A 16,379-nucleotide genomic window follows, 5' to 3' on the forward strand; every position below is an offset into this window, starting at 1 on the left:
CAAGTTTCCAAGGCGTGCGAAGACACGCCGACGACCACAATTCTTAATCAAGGAAAACTTTGGAGATCATCGGATGAAACTCTCATTCAAACAACGGCTGTGGACACCGCTCGTGATCAGTCTGATCGCGCTGCTGGCCCTCTCCATTTTCAATGCGTATCAGGCACGCGACATCCGTGTGGAAGAACGCAAGAAGGATCTGATCAACGTCGCACAAGTCGCCATGAGCACCATCAAGGAATACGGCGAACTGGCGAAAAGCGGCGCAATGAGCAAGGAAGACGCTCAAAAGGCTGCGCTGCTGCGCGTAAAAAACATGCGCTACGGCACCGACGGCTACTTCTCCGTATCCAATTCGGCGGCCGTCACGCTGATGCACCCGATCAAGCCGGAGCTCAATGGCAAAGATTTGTCGGCATTCAAGGACCCGCTCGGCAATCTGGTGTTCGTGAACATCTCCAAAGCTGGCGCCAATCCTGCCGGCGACTTCGTCAATTACGTCTGGCCCAAGGTCGGTTCGCCTGACCCGGTGCCGAAGACTTCCTACGCGTTCCGCTACGAGCCATGGGACTGGATCATCACCACCGGCGTGTATGTCGATGACATCAATGCTGTGTTCATGCGCTCGCTCTATCAAGGCGGGGCGATTTTCCTCGGCTTCGCCATCATCCTGATCGGCCTGGTCGTGGTGAACAACCGCAGCATCCTGCGCACCATCGGCGGCGATCCGGGCGATGCGGCGGAGATCGCCAACAAGATCTCCGACGGTGACCTGACGCTGCACATTCACACCGAGCCGGGCGACACCTCCAGCCTGGTCTACGCGTTCAAACGGATGCGCGATTCGCTGACGCATACCATCGCCAACATCAAGTCCTCCGCCGACACGATTGCCACGGCATCGAGCGAAATCGCCAGCGGCAACCTCGATCTGTCCAGCCGTACCGAACAGCAGGCAGGCTCGATCGAAGAAACCGCTTCGGCCATGGAAGAGCTGACATCGACGGTCAAGCAAAATGCCGATAACGCACGCCAGGCAAATCAACTCGCCGTGTCCGCATCGGAAGTCGCGGTGCAAGGCGGCGCCGTGGTTGGCCAGGTGGTCGACACCATGGGTTCGATCAATGATTCGTCGCGCAAGATCGTCGACATCATCAGCGTCATCGACGGCATTGCATTCCAGACCAACATTCTGGCGCTCAATGCCGCCGTCGAAGCGGCACGCGCCGGCGAGCAAGGCCGTGGCTTTGCGGTAGTAGCATCCGAAGTGCGCAGCCTGGCGCAACGCTCTTCCGCTGCCGCCAAAGAAATCAAGACCCTGATCGACGACTCCGTCGCCAAGGTCGACGTCGGCAGCAAGCTGGTCCAACAAGCGGGTGAGACCATGAACGAGGTGGTCGCCAGCGTCAAGCGCGTGACCGACATCGTGGGTGAAATCAGCTCGGCCAGCCAGGAACAAAGCGCCGGCATCAGTGAAGTCGGCCAGGCGATCACGCAGATGGATGAAGGCACCCAGCAGAACGCCGCACTGGTGGAACAAGCTGCTGCGGCAGCGCAATCGTTGCAGGATCAGGCGGCTACATTGGCGAATCTGGTCGGTCGCTTCAAGCTGGACGCAACGCAGGCGCATCAGGTTGCTGCCGTACCGTTGCGCAGCAGCGCACCGCAATCGTTCAAGCCGCAGGTGAAAACGCCGGCCGCAGTGAAAGGACCGGCCAAGCCAGCCGCTGCCATCGCCAAAGCCAAACCGGCTCCGGCATCGGCGCCCCGCCTGAACAGCGCAAGCGCCAAGCCGGCCAGCGCCTCCAAAGCAGCAACACCTGATTCGGACTCGGATTGGGAGACCTTCTGACCGTGATCAGCCGGTAGTTTGCCGGGCGACAAAAAAGGGCCCGCACATGTGGGCCCTTTTTTATTGCACTCTTTCTTTAGCGATATCACAACAAGCACATTTCTTGCTCGCACTTTTTACGCAAGTCACAGTCAAATCGAGAATAGGCTTAAAATAAGTTTTTGTAAGCCTCTGGTCAGGGCATCTTGTCCGGCCGTCTGTGTAGTCCAGAAGTGTGTTTGACAGGTCCGCCTGTCGAGTCCGTTTAAGGAAAAGAGACATGGCGAACTCACCTAAAAACATCTCCAGCCTGATGTGCGAACTGAGCGTCGCACTTGCCGACCTTGCTGAAAAGATGAGCAATCTGGCAATTAATCTGGAAAACCAGTATCTGGATTCCGACGCTGAAGAGCCTGCTGCGCTCATGGAAGCGGCGCGGTCGACGATAGAGAAGGCCCGCAGCAGTTAATTTTTCCCAGCATCGATTTGATTCTCTTCTCGTTGAACGCCATGCCGGCATGTCATCTTGCGGCCGGATGATCGATCCAGAATCTCTCCCCTTCTGCCTGCACACGCTCCGCAATAAAGTCCGCCACCACGTTGACCCGCAAGATGTCGCGCGCATCGGCATGGGTGATCAGCCAGTAGGATCGGTATAGACGGATCTCCGGCAACAGCCGCACCAGCCTTTCCTCTCGGCGCGCCATAAAACACGGCAACACACCCAGCCCTGCTCCGCCGACCACCGCCGCCATCTGGCTGATGATGTTGGAAATCCGGATGCGCGGCCGCAGCGACGGCGATATTTCAGAGAGATAGTCCAGCTCGCGCGACCACATCAGGTCTTCCACATAGCCGACCCAGGCATGCGCCTCCAACTGGACTTTATTGTCGATATGACCATGCTGCTGCAAATAATCCTTTGCCGCATAAATCCCCAGTTCGTAATCATTCAGCCGGCGCGCATAAAGACGTCCCTGCTCCGGACGCGTCATGCTGATGGCGATGTCGGCTTCGCGCTTGGACAGGCTGAACATGCGCGGATTGGCGATCAGCTCCACTTCCAGCTCGGGATGTTGTTGCGCCAGCAAATTCAGTTGCGGCGCCAGGAAGTAAGTGCCCCAGGCTTCCGGCGTGCCGATGCGAATCGATCCGGTCAGGCCTTGCGCGGGATCGTCCTGACGCGCGCGGATACGCACGGCCAGGCTTTCCATGGCTTCGGCATCGGCCACCAGCCGTTCGCCGTCGGTCGTCAGGGCATAACCGGCCGAGCGGCGGTCAAACAACACCGCACCGAGTGAGGCCTCAAGCCCGGCGATGCGCCGGCTCAGGGTCGAATGATCGATACCGAGCTGACGCGCCGCCACCGTCAGACGGCCGGCGCGCACCACGGCGAGAAAGGCTTGCAGATCGTTCCAGTCGAATTTACGCATGGTGTTTTTACATGGGATTTTTTGCACACGAAGTGTGTGATATTCGGCATTTACCACGAAAAATCCCAATGCTACTCTTTTTCCAGGCTGCGACCGTATAGACGGATATCTGCAGACGCCATAACGACAACATCAGGAGACAGCATGGCAACCATGTTCCAACAATTGAAGGCGCTGGCCGAAGCCGGCAAACCGGTGCGCGTAGGCCTGATCGGCGCGGGCAAGTTCGGTTCGATGTTCCTCTCGCAGGTGCCGCGCACACCCGGCGTGCATCTGCTGGGGATTGCCGACCTGTCGCCCACGCGCGCAAAACAGGCGCTGGCGCGCGTCGGCTGGAAAGACGACATGCATGCCGCACGCTCCTGGGACGAGGCGCTGCGCGACGGCAGCACCTTTGTGCAGGATGACGCCGAAGCGATGATTTCGCATCCGCAGCTGGACATCGTCATTGACGCCACCGGCAGCCCCGCCGCCGGCATCCGTCACGCACTGCTGTGCTGCAAGCATCGCAAGCACATCATCATGGTCAACGTCGAAGCCGACGCTCTCGCCGGCCCTCTGCTGGCGCGCCGCGCCGCCGAAGCCGGGATCATCTATTCGATGGCCTACGGCGATCAGCCGGCACTGATTGCCGAGATGGTCGACTGGGCGCGCACCTCCGGCTTTGAAGTCGTCTGCGCCGGCAAAGGCACCAAGTATCTGCCGGTCTATCATCAGTCGACGCCGGATACGGTGTGGGGACATTACGGCTTCAGCGAAGCGCAGGTAGCGTCGGGAGACTTCAATGCACAGATGTTCAACTCCTTCCTCGACGGCACCAAGTCGGCTCTGGAAATGGGCGCGGTCGCCAACGCCTGCGGCCTGACGCCGGGCGCAAACGGACTGGCCTTTCCGCCGTGCGGCGTCGATGACCTGCCGAACATTCTCAAGCCGGTATCGGCGGGCGGCATCCTGTCGCATTCGGGTACGGTGGAAGTGGTGTCGTCGCTGGAGCGCGACGGCCGTCCGGTGTTCCGCGATCTGCGCTGGGGCGTGTACGTCACCTTCGAAGCGCCGAGCGATTATGTACGCGACTGCTTCGCGCAATACGGCCTCAAGACCGATTCCAGCGGCCGCTACGCCACCATGTACAAACCCTACCATCTGATCGGTCTGGAACTGGGCATCTCGGTCGCCAACATCGCGGTACGCGGCCAGCCGACCGGCAACACGCTGGCGTTCAGCGGCGACACCGTCGCCACCGCCAAGCGCGATCTCAAGCCTGGTGAAAAACTCGACGGCGAAGGCGGCCACATGGTCTATGGCAAGCTGATGCCGGCGGTGGATTCACTCAATGCGGAAGCGCTGCCGATCGGTCTGGCGCATCACCTCGTGCTGCAGCGTCCGGTTGCCGCCGGCCAGACTGTACGCTGGAGCGACGTCGCGATCGACAGCAGCCTGGAGTCGGTTCGTATCCGCCGTGAGATGGAAGCACTGTTCCGCAAGGAGATGGGGCTGGCTGCGCCGCGCGCCAGCATTGCCGCCTGATTTTCAATTCAATAAAAAAAGCCGCCGCGCTATACATTGCGTGGCGGCTTTTGTTTTTTTGAAACAGCAAAATCAGAAGTCGTATTTCAACTCCGCAAACAAGGTCCGCTCCGGGAAGGGATGGAACAGGAAGTAGTTCTTGTTGGTGAGATTGTCGATACCGACCGCCGTGCTCCAGTGCTTGTCGATCTTGTAGCGCACCCGCGCATCCCACACCATGAAACCGTCGAAGCCCTGGTAGGTGTGCGTGTTGACGTCGCTGTTGTCGACCGTCGAATAGAGACGCCCGCTATAACGTCCCGCCAGTGTATAAGCCCAGTGATCGTCGGGACGATAGGTGCCCACCAGCGTGGCGCGCCATTCCGGTACATACGGGGTGCGCTTGCCGACCGAGGTCGTGGTGCTGGAGGCGAAACTGCTGTTGGCGAGAATGCGCGCATCGACATAGGTCACGCTGCCGTTGATCTCCAGTCCCCGGATCAGCACATCGTCTTTTTGCACGACAAATTCGACGCCGCGCTGGCGCGTCTTGTCGACGTTCTGCGTGAAGGACGACACCACCGAACCCAGCGTGGCTGTTTGCGAAATCAAGGCGTCGGAGACTTCTTCCTGGAACAGCGACAGACGCAGTTTGCCTTTGTCGAGGGCGCGTTCGATGGCGAGTTCGCTCGACAGGACGCGTTCCGGTTTCAGGTTGGGATTCGGCTGGCGGAAAATGCCGTCGCTGCCCTGCACGTTCTGGTAGAGCTCGCCAACGGTCGGAAAGCGCAGCGCCTTGCCGAACGAACCCGTCACCTGCCACTGATCGTCAGGCGCCCAGGCTACTGACAGCTTCGGCGAGAATCCGGAATTGCGTACTTCGGGCTGATTGATGCCGCCGCTTGCCACGGCATAGTTATAGCCGCCGAAGGCGCGCCACCATTCGTAACGTCCACCCAGGGTCGCCTTCCAGTTTTGCGAAAGACGCCACACATCTTGCGCCCACAAGGCGCTGGTCTCGGTCTTGCCGCGCGAGTCGACCGACAAGGCGCCGTTGCCGCCGGAAATCCAGTTGCCGGTCAGGTAAGTCGGACTGACCAGCTTGTACTGATCGTAGTGGCTGCCGAAGCTGACGATATGCGCACCGCCATTACCCTGCGGCCGCCAGATGCCCTTGAGATCGACCGTGTTCCAGCCGGTGCCGCCGGCGTCGGCGATGGTGCCGGCGCCGCCGTTTTGTGCGGCAGGATAGGCGCCGGTCGAGGTACGCGTCTGATCTTTGGCGACATAGAAACTGCTGGCAACGGCTTCCCAGTCCCAGACTCCTTGCGTCTTGCTTCTGACCGCAAGACTTTGCATCCATTGTTCCTGCTCGGTGTCGTTGCTGGAGAAGGCGCTCGTGTAGACGGGCGCGCCGGCGGCATTGGTCAGGTAGGACTGCGCATGCGCATCGGCCCGGTTCTGCCAGTAGCCCAGCGTGTATGTCGCCGTCAGCGTCGGCGAGAAGTCGTAGGCCAGTTTGATCTTGGCGTTGTCCTGCACCGTGTGCGTCAGGTTGCCTGCGCCGAGGACGTACATGTTTTTGCCGGTGCGATCCTGCGTGAGATAAGCACCGCTGCTGCCCGCAGGCGCTGTGGCCGCCGTGATGTAGGTCACGGGCTGGCTGTAGCTGTCCAGATGATTGGCGCTGAACCACCACGACCAGTCGCCGCTGCGATTGCCGAGCGTGGCGGCAAACTCTTGCGAGCGATAGGTATTGCTGGTGCCGTATTGATTGAAGTCCTGGAAGGCGGTGTTGGCCTTGACGCTGGCTTCGAAATGCTCTGGCATGCGCGTCGTGATCGCGGTGACGGCGCCGTAGGAGTTGCCGGGATACTCCGCTGCGAAGGGACCGTACAGCACATCGATGCGTTCGATCTCTTCCGGCGCCACCATGAACCAGCGCGGCGAACCGTTGCCGTTGTTGTTGTTGATCAGCGCCGACAGCAGCATGCCGTCGGCATAGATCAGACTGCGCGCGCTGGCGTTGATGCCGGTGGTGCGCGTGGACATCGGCGCCTGCGTGTCGCCGATGAAACGCTTGCGCACCATCACGCTGGGCATGTACTTCAACGTGTCTTCGACGTTCATCGCGTTGATGGTGTCGGCGACCCTGGCGGCGGTGATGCTTTCGGTGGTGGTCGGCAGCTTGTTCTTTTCGCTGATGGATTGCGATTCTTTGACGACGACTTCAGGCAAGGCGGGATCGCTACCCTCAGCCTGGCTCAGCGGCGTCCAGGCGGCGATCAGCGCGAGCAATAACGGACGCAAGGTTCCTGGGAATGGTGTAGATGTTTTCATGTATTGGTGACCGGCGGCTTCCGCACGTTACGCAGCAAGACAGGCGCGTGCAGAAGCAGGTGAATAAGGATGTTTTGATTCGCTTGCCGACAAACCCGGCAAGCTGGAGACAAGCTTCTTCAGGCCGTTGCGGGTGGCGCACGCGACGGCGCGACGGTCCATGCAAACAGGGGCTGCGGCGCACGATAGAACAAGCGCGGCAACAAATGCGCAATCGTGAAGACGGTTTCATTGACAGCGACAGCGGGTGCCGGCGTCAGCACGTCGGCATGCATTACGCAGTAGGGACATTTTGTCGATGCGGCGAGTTGTTCATTTCCGGAAGCAGGCGCGTCAGCTTTCTTGCCGCTGTAGGCGCTGCAGATTTCCATCCAAAAATTCGGAGAAGAGGATTCAGACGAAAAAGCGCGCGACAGCGTCGGCGCAAGCACCATCAGCAGCACCGCAAAAATGGCGGTCCAGGCGGTGATTTTTTGTTTGATTGTTGATCGCTTCCCCATCCGGCGACTGTAGCACGCAGAGGTGTCGCCGCGCACTGTGACGGAGCGCCGCAGAACTAACGAGGCGGCGAGCAACGAGAATTGGCATATCGACCGTAAGCCTTTACAGACAAGGCATTACGAGGAATCGAGTTATAGAAAAAGAGGAAGAAAAACGAGAGAAGAACAGGGTGCGACAAATTGCCGCACCCCATGAAAACCGGCGTTGACGGGCAAGCGTACAGTTGCCCGCCGCGACCGGAACCTGTCCTTACTTGATCGGGCTTGGTTCCATCACAGGCGCTGCAGGCACCGCCTTGATGCCCTTGGTTTGCGTCAGTGTCAGGCTGGTGACAAAGCTGGCGATATCGTAAGGCTTGCCGTCGCGTTCACCGGCGGTCTTGTCGGTGTGGTGCGCTTCGACGACATAAGTGCCTTGCCATGGCAGATCGAATTTCACGACGCCTTGTTCATCGGTGTGGCTTTCCTTGCTCCAGCCGGCCGGCACCTGGATATTGATCTTGGTCTTCGGCAGTGGCTGGCCTTTGTAGAACAGCTTGAACTCGCCGCGCTTGCCGGTCGGCACGACATCCAGCGTCAGGCGTGGCGCCTGCTCTGCATCGGAGGTCACCAGACGTGCAGCCGGTGTCCATGCGGTGCGCACGACGGTGTCGCCGGTCTTGCGCTCCAGCACCGGGTAATGCGCTTCTTCGGCGATGATGGATTCGTTCTTGCCGGCGCGTGCGGATAGCGCAAAACCGTTCTTGCCCTTTTTCAGATCCAGCGTCTTGTCGCCATTGCTGCCCAGCAGGATGGCTGTCGGCTGCTCGAACTTATCGAGGCGGCCCGGCGATACTTCGCGCAGGTTTTCTGCAAATTCGCCGAAGTAGAAATTGGCCGACTTGGCGTCCTGTTGCAGCCAGACGTGGTGGGCTTGCGCCGATGCAGCGAACAGCATGGTGGACAACAAAGCGGGAATGACAAGACGTTTCATGTAGTGCTTCCTTTCAGGGTCAATGAAATAGTGATGCAATAAGACAAACAGACCGGACGCAAAACAGTCCCTTCCTGAGCCACGATCTTCACGGGACTGGAAACATCGGGCGTACCGGACATTGCTGAATTACTTTCGGGCGCGTTCGCAGCGGCGATATAAAATCGTGGAACCGCATCGCTGCAACGCACATCTGGCCTGGCTTGAGGCTTGGCGGGCTCTGGATAAATCGGGATTTGTCCGCTGGATACGGACATGGAGGCGTCTTGTTGGCTTGTTGATTTGTTCAACAAGCGGCGCCTTTTAACTATCGAGAATGATTATCATTATAGAGATTGATGCGGACAGAGACAATCACTTCCTGACAAAACCCTGAACAAACAAAACCCATACAATCGACGCGCCTTTTACACCCTGCACCAAAACGTCTTCATCGGCCCCTACGCCGTCATCCGCCCCGATGAGGTCAATGAAAAAGGCGAGATGGATCCCATCACCATCGGCACCCATTCCCCCATCCAGGACGGTGTGCTGTTTAACTGCGTGATCGGCGACGGCTGCGTGGTGCGCTACAACGCCGTAGTGGACTGCTGCCATCTGCCGCCGGGCTTCTCTGCCCTCAACCTTGCGCATCGGCCCACAGACCGATCTCGACGCCCTGCCGCGCGTGTCGGCACAGGCATCCGAGTTCTCCGAAGATGTGCCCCGCACCAACAATGAACTGGTGCAAGGCTACAAGAAGCTGCGGAACGAATTCTGATTCTGCGGTTCTGCGTTCAGTATTTCTGCAGCCCATAAAAAAATCCGGCCGCTCCTTTCGGGAGGGCCGGATTTTTTATGTTCCAAGCTGAGCGATCAGCTACCGCGATAAGTCGAATACGACCATGGCGAAACCACCAGCGGCACGTGATAATTCTGCGCCGGATCGGCGATGCCGAAAGCGATGACGACTTCGTCGACAAAGCGCGGCGCCGGCAATTGCACGCCCTGGCCGGCGAAATAGTCGCCCGCGCCAAACACCAGCTCATAACGTCCGGCCAGCAATTCGTCGCCTTGCAGCAACGGCGCGTCGCAACGGCCGTCGCTGTTGGTAACGGCGTTTTTCAGCAACACTTTTTCATTTCCCTTGATGGCATACAGGGCCAGTTTGACGCCTGCGCCCGGCTTGCCTTGGGTCACGTCCAGGACGTGGGTGCTCAGTTTTCCCATTGTGCTTCCTCTCTTTAGCAGATTTTTGTACATTCTTTGACCGTCAAATGATATACCGCAGTGCTGAGGTCTATATACGTTCCAGCTTATATCCACAATCAATTCTAAAGACATAATTCGGCGATCACATGAAACAAATCAAAAGAACGAGCAGAAGGCAGGAGACATGAAAGATTCCAACTACCCACGCGATCTGGCCGGTTACGGCCGCACGCCGCCGCACGCGCAATGGCCGGGCGGCGCGCGCATTGCCTTGCAGTTCGTGCTGAACTACGAAGAAGGCGCCGAGAATTGCGTACTCGACGGCGACGCCGGTTCGGAAGTTTTCCTGTCCGAAATCATCGGCGCACAGAGCTTCCCGGCGCGCCACATGAGCATGGAATCGATCTACGAGTATGGCTCGCGTGCTGGTTTGTGGCGATTGCTGCGTATGTTTGAAGACCGCAAGCTGCCGCTGACCATTTTCGGCGTGGCGCGCGCGTTGCAGCGCAATCCGGACGCGACCGCCGCCTTCCTCGAGCTGGGTCACGAAATCGCCTGCCACGGCCTGCGCTGGATCAGTTACCAGAACACCGATGAGGCGACCGAACGCCAACACATCGCCGAAGCCGTCGCCATCATCAAGGACATCACCCGGAACGCGCCGCTGGGGTGGTACACCGGCCGTGATTCCCCCAACACGCGCCGCCTGGTCGCCGAGCATGGCGGCATCGCCTACGACGCCGACAGTTATGCCGACGACCTTCCATATTGGGAGAATGTAGCTGTGCGCAATGCCGACGGCTCATCGGCCTCGGCGGCGCAACTGATTGTCCCCTACACCCTCGACAGCAACGACATGCGCTTTGCCGCGCCGCAGGGCTTCAACTCGGGGACGCAGTTCTTCGACTATCTGAAAGACGCCTTCGACGTGCTTTATGCCGAAGGCGATCCGGCCGGACTGGATCGCCCCAAGATGCTGTCGATCGGCCTGCACTGCCGTATCGTCGGCCGCCCTGCACGTGCAGCGGCGCTGGCGCGCTTCCTCGACTACATACAACAACACGACAAGGTCTGGGTGACGCGCCGCATCGACATCGCGGATCACTGGCGCAAGACACATCCCCATCCGCACACGTTCGGCAAGGTTTGATCTACCGCCGTGGCGGATCCACGGAACACTATAAAAAAGCAGTTCGACATACCATTTAATGGAGGAGACACCATGCAACAAGCAAACGCAATCCTGCGCAAGCCAGTAAGCACACATCTCGCAGCGGCAGGCCTGATAGGGCTGTCCGCAATGGCTGCCATACAGCAGGCGCATGCCGCCGACTGGGCCGACAATTCCATCGGCTACCGCTACGGCACCAAGTTCGCCGAGCCGTACAACACGCAGGACATCAGCAAGAACATCATCAACTTCACGCACGCCAGCGGTTACAAGTACGGCACCAACTTCCTGAACGTGGACCTGCTGATGTCCGACAACAAGGACAGCAATGCCCAGGAAGCCTACATCACCTACCGCCATACGCTGGACATCGGCAAGATCGCCGGCAAGGACTTGTCCTTCGGACCGGCACGCGGCGTCGGTTTTACCGCAGGCTTCGACTGGAATACCAAAAACGATCCGGGCTACAGCTCCAAGAAACGCATGATCGTCGCCGGTCCGACGCTGATGATGGATGTGCCCGGCTTCCTGAATATCAGCTTGCTGGCGCTGTGGGAAAGCAACCAGCCGGTCGGTATCTCCAGCCGCTATTCGTATGATGTGCACCCGATGTTGACCGCCGCATGGGGCATTCCTTTCGGCACCAGCGGCTTTGCGTTTGAAGGCTATGTGAACTACATCGCTGCCAAGGGCAAGGATGAGTTCGGCAGCCCGACCAGCCCTGAACTGAACTTCGACGGCCAGGTCATGTACGACGTCGGCACGCCGATGGGACTGGGCAAGAACACCTTCCGCATCGGTCTGGAATATCAATACTGGCGCAATAAGTTCGGCAACCAATCCAAGGTGCCGGGCTCCTTCGCCAAGACACCGATGATCCGCGCGGAATACCACTTCTAGGTCTGGGTGTAACATGCCGGGGGACGCTGTTGCGTCCCCTTTTTCATTCCTGCTCCCCTGTTGTCACCAATGCCATGATCGACTCTGTCAAGCCAGCTCATATCAGTCACGCCGAATGGCAAACCCGTGTCGATCTCGCCGCCTGTTACCGGCTATGTGCGCTGCAGGCCTGGGACGACGTCATCTACACGCATATCTCGGCCACGGTGCCGGATGAGCCGGGACATTTTTTGTTGAACCCGTTCGGCTATCGTTTCGACGAGATCTGCGCATCGAACCTGGTCAAGATCGACCAGCACGGCCAGATCGTCGGCGACAGCCCTTACCGCATCAATGTCAGCGGTTTCGCGATCCACGGCGCGGTGCATGCAGCACGCACCGATGCGCATTGCGTCATGCATTTGCATAACGACCATGCGGTTGCCGTCAGCGCTCTGCCTCAGGGATTGCTGCCGCTGTCGCAGCACGCATTGCGCTTTTACGAACAGATTGCTTGCCACGATTACGAGGGACTGGCGCTGACGCCGGGCGAGCAGACACAGCTGATCGAACGTCTGGGCAACTATCCTGCGCTGCTGTTGCGCAACCATGGCAGCCTGATTTGCGGCCGCACCATCGCTGAGGCCTACGTGCTGATGGATACGCTCGACAAGGCTTGCCGCATCCAACTGCTGGCCCAAGCCGGCGGACAAGCGCTGCACATGCCCGCTGCCGACGTGTGCAGAAAGACGCACCAGCAATTGCTCGGCGACGGCAGCCCGGAAGGCTTGCTCGAATGGCCGGCGCTGCTGCGCAAACTGGACACACTCGATGCGTCGTACAAGAACTGATTTTTACCAAGGAGAGCACATGCCCACATTCAACATCCAGCTGTTTGAAGGCCGCAGCATCGAGCAAAAACGCGAACTCGTGAAGGCCATCACCGAAGTAACCTGCAAGACCTTGCAATGCGGCCCGGAGTCGGTCGACATCATTATCCAGGACGTCAAGAAAGAGAACTGGGCGACGGCAGGAAAGCTGTGGTCGGACTGATCGTCTGAATAAAACACTGACGCTCAAAAAAATGGCGCGCCGACTGATAGCAGCGGCGCGCCATTTTTAATCGTTACCGGGTCTTTATTCAGACATCACCGGTTCCACTTTTGCCTTGTTGGAAAAACGGATCAAAGGCACCCGGCGCACCATCCACAAACCAATCAGCGCCGACACGATCGCCAGCGCGATGCCCATGTGAATCGCTCCGACCAGCGCATCGCGCGCCGCATCGAGCAAGGCCGATCCGTTATGGCCGGCTTGCAGCATCTGCGCCAGCAGCGTCGACTGGATGTCGTGATTGACGAGAATTTCCGGATCCTTGAATTCAGCCATCCATTGCGCGGCGTGATCGCTTTCCAGCGCGCGCTGAACTCCGCTGCCGTACATCTGCGTCACCAGCGTACCGGTGACCGCCGTACCGAGCATACCGCCGATCATGCGCAAAGATTGCAGCAGGGCCGTGGCGATGCCGAGATGTTCGCGGCTTGCAGCCTGCTGTGCAAAGACCGTCAGGTTCGGCAACACCAGACCGAGGCCGAAACCGCCCGCCAGCATCGCCGTCAGCATGAAGGCCGTCGGCGTGCCGCGCTGCGACAACACGATGCCGAGACAGGAAATCGCAATCAATGCGAAGCCGACATACATCATCATGTTGGGATTGGGGATACGTGTGACGACGCGGCCGTTGACGATACTCGCCACGGTGATACAAGCCACCAGCGGCGTGATGAGCAGACCCGCTTCGCGCGGCGACATGCCGAAACCGCCCTGGAACAACAGCGGCGAATACATCAGCATCGAGAACATCGAAAAACCGGCCAGGATCGACAACAGGAACAGGCTCGACAAGGCAGGATCTTTCACCATCTCGAACGGCAGGATAGGCTGCTCGACGTGGCGTTCCCATTTCCACAAGGCGTAGAAAGCGGCGACGCTGGCGACCAGCAGAACCGCCATGCCGATAGTCAGGCCACGTTTAGGCAGCATCTCCACCAGCAATTGCAGGCTTCCCAATGCAATGGTGATCAACACCGCACCGAACCAGTCGAGGCGAATCTTGCCCTCGTGCTTGATGTGGCGAATGTGCGGGATATAGCGCATCGCAAAAAACAGTGAGATCAAACCGACCGGCAGGTTGACGTAAAAGGTCCAGCGCCAACCCAGCGACTGCGTCAGGAAACCACCCAGCGATGGCCCGATCGAGGTCGCAATGCCATACGCCGCACTCAGGATGATCTGCCAGCGCAGACGAATATGCGGATCCGGAAACAGGTCTGCCGCCGAGGCAAATGCCGTGCCGACCAGCATGCCGCCGCCGATGCCTTGCAGACCGCGCGCCAGCACCAGGAACAGCATGCTGTTGGCCATCCCGCACAGCATCGAGGCAACGACAAAAATGATGATCGATGCAATCAGAAAAGGCTTGCGCCCGAAGTAATCTCCCAGCCGCCCGAAAATCGGCACCGTGATCACCGAGGTCAGCAGATACGAAGTGGCCACCCACGCATAGAGATCGAAGCCCTTGAGCTCGGCGACGATGGTCGGCAAAGCGGTTCCGACAATGGTCTGATCCAGCGCCACCAGCATGATGACGAAGCAGATGCCGAGGGTGGCCATCAGGGATTCGCGGAAAGGCAAGACTTGACCGCTCGAATGCGCGGCTTCTTTATGTGGAGACATGTTGGGAGAATCGTTTGGCTGAAGCTTGCCGACGTATGTTGGCGAAAAAACAAGCAAAGCCGATGACTGCTTGATGCGTGCTTGTCTTGAACGACCACATCCGTCACAGGCGCCAGCCTGAAGTGACTGAGTCGTCTATTTTATCAACAGCGGCGGTAGTTTGCCGGGAGCACTGCAATACGGCAACAAATCTGCAACAAAATCGAGGATGTGGAGGACGATACGCGAGGACAAAATCTGCCCTGGACTCGCGTGCAAATGAAAAACGGATAGTGGTGAGAAAACGAGGAGTGGGAGAGAAACTATGACTACCCGTACGACTACCCGATCAGCACAAGAACATCATGTGTGATCGGGCGGTGGAATTGCAGCGCTGCGATGCAGCGCATCGACAACATCAACGACAACGGCATTTAGTCGCCGGCAATCGTCATGTTTTCCAGCAGGATGGAGCCGGTCTCCTTTGTGCCGCGGATCAGCGTGTCGTTGCCGATAGCGACGATCTGGCGCAGCATGTCTTTCATGTTGCCGGCGATGGTGATTTCTTCCACCGGATACTGGATCACGCCCTTCTCGACCCAGTAGCCCGACGCCCCGCGCGAATAATCCCCGGTCACGTAGTTCACGCCCTGCCCCATCAATTCGGTGACCAGCAAGCCGGTGTCGAGCTTCTTCAGCATGCCCTTGAAGGTGTCTGCAGCGGTCGTCAGCGACGAAGTCAGCGACAGATTGTGCGAACCGCCCGAGTTGCCGGTGGTTTGCATCCCCAGCTTGCGCGCCGAATAGGTCGACAGGAAATAACCTTGCACGACGCCGTTCTTGACGACCTCGCGGCGATGCGTCTTGACGCCTTCTTCATCGAACGGTGCGGAGCCGACGCCGCCGACGACGTGCGGATCTTCCAAAATCTGAATGTGATCCGGGAAGACCTGCTTGCCCAGCGAGTCGAGCAGGAAAGTCGATTTGCGATACAGCGCGCCGCCCGATACTGCCTGCACGAAAGCACCCAGCAGACCGGCAGCCAGCGGCGCTTCGAACAAGACCGGGCACTTGCGGGTCGACAGCTTGCACGCGTTCAGGCGCGCCAGGGCGCGTTCTGCGGCATAGCGGCCGATAGCTTCCGGCTTGGCCAGTTTTTTAGGATCGCGCATTGACGAATACCAGTCGTCGCGCTGCATGTTGCCGCCCTTGCCGGCGATCGGCGCGACCGAAATGGTGTGACGCGAGAAGGGATAGCCGCCGATAAAGCCGCGCGAGTTGGCCGCGACGAAATGCGATTGCTGCGCGTAGACGCTGGCGCCTTCGCTGTTGGTGATGCGCTTGTCGACCGACAGCGCCGCCGCTTCGCAGCGTTGCGCCAGTTCGACGGCTTCTTCCGCCGTGATCAGCCATGGCGTGCACAGCTTGAGGTCGCGCGGGTGCATTTCGAGATTTTCTTCGTCCGGCAAGCCGGCGCAATCGTCGATGGCTGTGAAACGGGCAATGTTGTAGGCCGCTTCCACCGTTTCCTTCAGCGCCTGTTGCGAGAAATCCGAGGTGCTGGCGTTGCCGCGGCGCACGTTGCGGCCTTCGCCCATATAGACGGTAACGCCGATACCCTTGTCCTTGTTCTGCTCAATGGTTTCGACTTTGCCCTTGCGCACCGCTACAGACAGCCCGCTACCCTCGCTGATATCAACCGCTGCGTCGGACGCGCCCTTTTCCTTGGCGTAACGCAACACATCCTGTGCAAGCTGCTTCAATTGGTCTTGACTGTGGGTAAATACGGTATCGCTCATTGGCCTGTTTTCTTCGAGATGCGGATAAAACGGGTATCATA

At 58.9% G+C, this 16,379-nt stretch carries 15 protein-coding genes and 1 pseudogene; 8 read left to right on the forward strand and 8 right to left on the reverse strand.

All coding sequences use genetic code 11. From position 1 onward, the window contains the following. Positions 1-73 precede the first annotated feature (73 nt). Both AC1RN6_RS02500 and AC1RN6_RS02505 read left to right on the forward strand, forming a co-directional pair. Complete coding sequence (locus AC1RN6_RS02500) at positions 74-1,852, forward strand: methyl-accepting chemotaxis protein (RefSeq protein ID WP_493002803.1); 1,779 nt, start codon at positions 74-76, stop codon at positions 1,850-1,852. A gap of 259 nt (positions 1,853-2,111) precedes the next feature. Further along, positions 2,112-2,300: a hypothetical protein gene (locus AC1RN6_RS02505; RefSeq protein WP_050475805.1), complete on the forward strand. Its 189-nt coding sequence runs from the start codon at positions 2,112-2,114 to the stop codon at positions 2,298-2,300. Positions 2,301-2,352: 52 nt separating this feature from the next. Here AC1RN6_RS02505 and AC1RN6_RS02510 read toward each other — a convergent pair whose 3' ends face one another. After that, positions 2,353-3,264 carry a LysR family transcriptional regulator gene (locus AC1RN6_RS02510; RefSeq protein WP_493002804.1) on the reverse strand — a complete coding sequence of 304 codons (912 nt, stop codon included), beginning with the start codon at positions 3,262-3,264 and terminating at the stop codon, positions 2,353-2,355. A gap of 144 nt (positions 3,265-3,408) precedes the next feature. Here AC1RN6_RS02510 and AC1RN6_RS02515 point away from each other — a divergent pair, with 144 nt between their 5' ends. Next, on the forward strand, positions 3,409-4,791 hold the full coding sequence (locus AC1RN6_RS02515; RefSeq protein ID WP_493002805.1) for an NAD(P)H-dependent oxidoreductase: 1,383 nt from the start codon (positions 3,409-3,411) through the stop codon (positions 4,789-4,791). A 72-nt stretch (positions 4,792-4,863) separates the two neighbouring features. On the opposite strand, the gene AC1RN6_RS02520 is transcribed toward AC1RN6_RS02515, so the two are convergent. From AC1RN6_RS02520 to AC1RN6_RS02535, 4 genes are all read right to left on the reverse strand, one after another. Further along, on the reverse strand, positions 4,864-7,110 hold the full coding sequence (locus AC1RN6_RS02520; RefSeq protein WP_493002806.1) for a TonB-dependent receptor: 2,247 nt from the start codon (positions 7,108-7,110) through the stop codon (positions 4,864-4,866). Between the two features lie 119 nt (positions 7,111-7,229). Further along, positions 7,230-7,610: a DUF2946 domain-containing protein gene (locus AC1RN6_RS02525; protein ID WP_493002807.1), complete on the reverse strand. Its 381-nt coding sequence runs from the start codon at positions 7,608-7,610 to the stop codon at positions 7,230-7,232. Positions 7,611-7,860: 250 nt separating this feature from the next. Continuing rightward, positions 7,861-8,583, reverse strand: coding sequence for a cobalt ABC transporter substrate-binding protein (locus AC1RN6_RS02530; protein ID WP_493002808.1), 723 nt, complete (start codon positions 8,581-8,583; stop codon positions 7,861-7,863). Then, positions 8,580-8,840 carry a hypothetical protein gene (locus AC1RN6_RS02535; protein ID WP_493002809.1) on the reverse strand — a complete coding sequence of 87 codons (261 nt, stop codon included), beginning with the start codon at positions 8,838-8,840 and terminating at the stop codon, positions 8,580-8,582. The genes AC1RN6_RS02530 and AC1RN6_RS02535 overlap by 4 nt, the downstream gene beginning before the upstream one ends. 157 nt (positions 8,841-8,997) lie before the next feature. Between AC1RN6_RS02535 and AC1RN6_RS02540 the strand changes: the two are divergent. Continuing rightward, positions 8,998-9,343, forward strand: a pseudogene (locus AC1RN6_RS02540) (LbetaH domain-containing protein); the annotation flags it as partial. Between the two features lie 95 nt (positions 9,344-9,438). On the opposite strand, the gene uraH reads toward AC1RN6_RS02540, so the two are convergent. Continuing rightward, positions 9,439-9,792, reverse strand: coding sequence for a hydroxyisourate hydrolase (gene uraH, locus AC1RN6_RS02545; protein ID WP_493002810.1), 354 nt, complete (start codon positions 9,790-9,792; stop codon positions 9,439-9,441). Between the two features lie 166 nt (positions 9,793-9,958). On the opposite strand from uraH, the gene puuE reads away from it, so the two are divergent. The 4 genes from puuE to AC1RN6_RS02565 all read left to right on the forward strand — a co-directional run bounded on the left by puuE (position 9,959) and on the right by AC1RN6_RS02565 (position 12,877). Continuing rightward, entirely contained in the window at positions 9,959-10,924 is a 966-nt protein-coding gene (gene puuE / locus AC1RN6_RS02550; RefSeq protein ID WP_493002811.1) for an allantoinase PuuE, read from the forward strand. A 72-nt stretch (positions 10,925-10,996) separates the two neighbouring features. Then, positions 10,997-11,845: an outer envelope protein gene (locus AC1RN6_RS02555; RefSeq protein ID WP_493002813.1), complete on the forward strand. Its 849-nt coding sequence runs from the start codon at positions 10,997-10,999 to the stop codon at positions 11,843-11,845. A gap of 74 nt (positions 11,846-11,919) precedes the next feature. Then, entirely contained in the window at positions 11,920-12,675 is a 756-nt protein-coding gene (locus AC1RN6_RS02560) for a class II aldolase/adducin family protein (protein WP_493002814.1), read from the forward strand. Between the two features lie 19 nt (positions 12,676-12,694). Continuing rightward, a complete protein-coding gene (locus AC1RN6_RS02565) occupies positions 12,695-12,877 on the forward strand; it encodes a 4-oxalocrotonate tautomerase (protein WP_232511910.1) in 183 nt (60 codons plus the stop codon). Between the two features lie 84 nt (positions 12,878-12,961). Here the strand turns inward: AC1RN6_RS02565 and AC1RN6_RS02570 are convergent, their stop codons facing one another. Together AC1RN6_RS02570 and pmbA are read right to left on the reverse strand one after the other, a co-directional pair. Continuing rightward, positions 12,962-14,560: an MDR family MFS transporter gene (locus AC1RN6_RS02570; protein ID WP_493002815.1), complete on the reverse strand. Its 1,599-nt coding sequence runs from the start codon at positions 14,558-14,560 to the stop codon at positions 12,962-12,964. 413 nt (positions 14,561-14,973) lie between these two features. Then, a complete protein-coding gene (pmbA, locus tag AC1RN6_RS02575; RefSeq protein WP_493002816.1) occupies positions 14,974-16,338 on the reverse strand; it encodes a metalloprotease PmbA in 1,365 nt (454 codons plus the stop codon). Positions 16,339-16,379 lie beyond the last annotated feature (41 nt).

The sequence above is a fragment of the Herbaspirillum sp. GW822-FHT03A08 genome (genome assembly GCF_058801885.1).

Bases quoted from the DNA above. Each gene is read 5' to 3' on its own strand.
- AC1RN6_RS02500 (WP_493002803.1), top strand. From the start codon at position 74: ATGAAACTCTCATTCAAACAACGGCTGTGGACACCGCTCGTGATCAGT.
- AC1RN6_RS02505 (WP_050475805.1), top strand. From the start codon at position 2,112: ATGGCGAACTCACCTAAAAACATCTCCAGCCTGATGTGCGAACTGAGC.
- AC1RN6_RS02510 (WP_493002804.1), bottom strand. From the start codon at position 3,264: ATGCGTAAATTCGACTGGAACGATCTGCAAGCCTTTCTCGCCGTGGTG.
- AC1RN6_RS02515 (WP_493002805.1), top strand. From the start codon at position 3,409: ATGGCAACCATGTTCCAACAATTGAAGGCGCTGGCCGAAGCCGGCAAA.
- AC1RN6_RS02520 (WP_493002806.1), bottom strand. From the start codon at position 7,110: ATGAAAACATCTACACCATTCCCAGGAACCTTGCGTCCGTTATTGCTC.
- AC1RN6_RS02525 (WP_493002807.1), bottom strand. From the start codon at position 7,610: ATGGGGAAGCGATCAACAATCAAACAAAAAATCACCGCCTGGACCGCC.
- AC1RN6_RS02530 (WP_493002808.1), bottom strand. From the start codon at position 8,583: ATGAAACGTCTTGTCATTCCCGCTTTGTTGTCCACCATGCTGTTCGCT.
- AC1RN6_RS02535 (WP_493002809.1), bottom strand. From the start codon at position 8,840: ATGTCCGTATCCAGCGGACAAATCCCGATTTATCCAGAGCCCGCCAAG.
- uraH (WP_493002810.1), bottom strand. From the start codon at position 9,792: ATGGGAAAACTGAGCACCCACGTCCTGGACGTGACCCAAGGCAAGCCG.
- puuE (WP_493002811.1), top strand. From the start codon at position 9,959: ATGAAAGATTCCAACTACCCACGCGATCTGGCCGGTTACGGCCGCACG.
- AC1RN6_RS02555 (WP_493002813.1), top strand. From the start codon at position 10,997: ATGCAACAAGCAAACGCAATCCTGCGCAAGCCAGTAAGCACACATCTC.
- AC1RN6_RS02560 (WP_493002814.1), top strand. From the start codon at position 11,920: ATGATCGACTCTGTCAAGCCAGCTCATATCAGTCACGCCGAATGGCAA.
- AC1RN6_RS02565 (WP_232511910.1), top strand. From the start codon at position 12,695: ATGCCCACATTCAACATCCAGCTGTTTGAAGGCCGCAGCATCGAGCAA.
- AC1RN6_RS02570 (WP_493002815.1), bottom strand. From the start codon at position 14,560: ATGTCTCCACATAAAGAAGCCGCGCATTCGAGCGGTCAAGTCTTGCCT.
- pmbA (WP_493002816.1), bottom strand. From the start codon at position 16,338: ATGAGCGATACCGTATTTACCCACAGTCAAGACCAATTGAAGCAGCTT.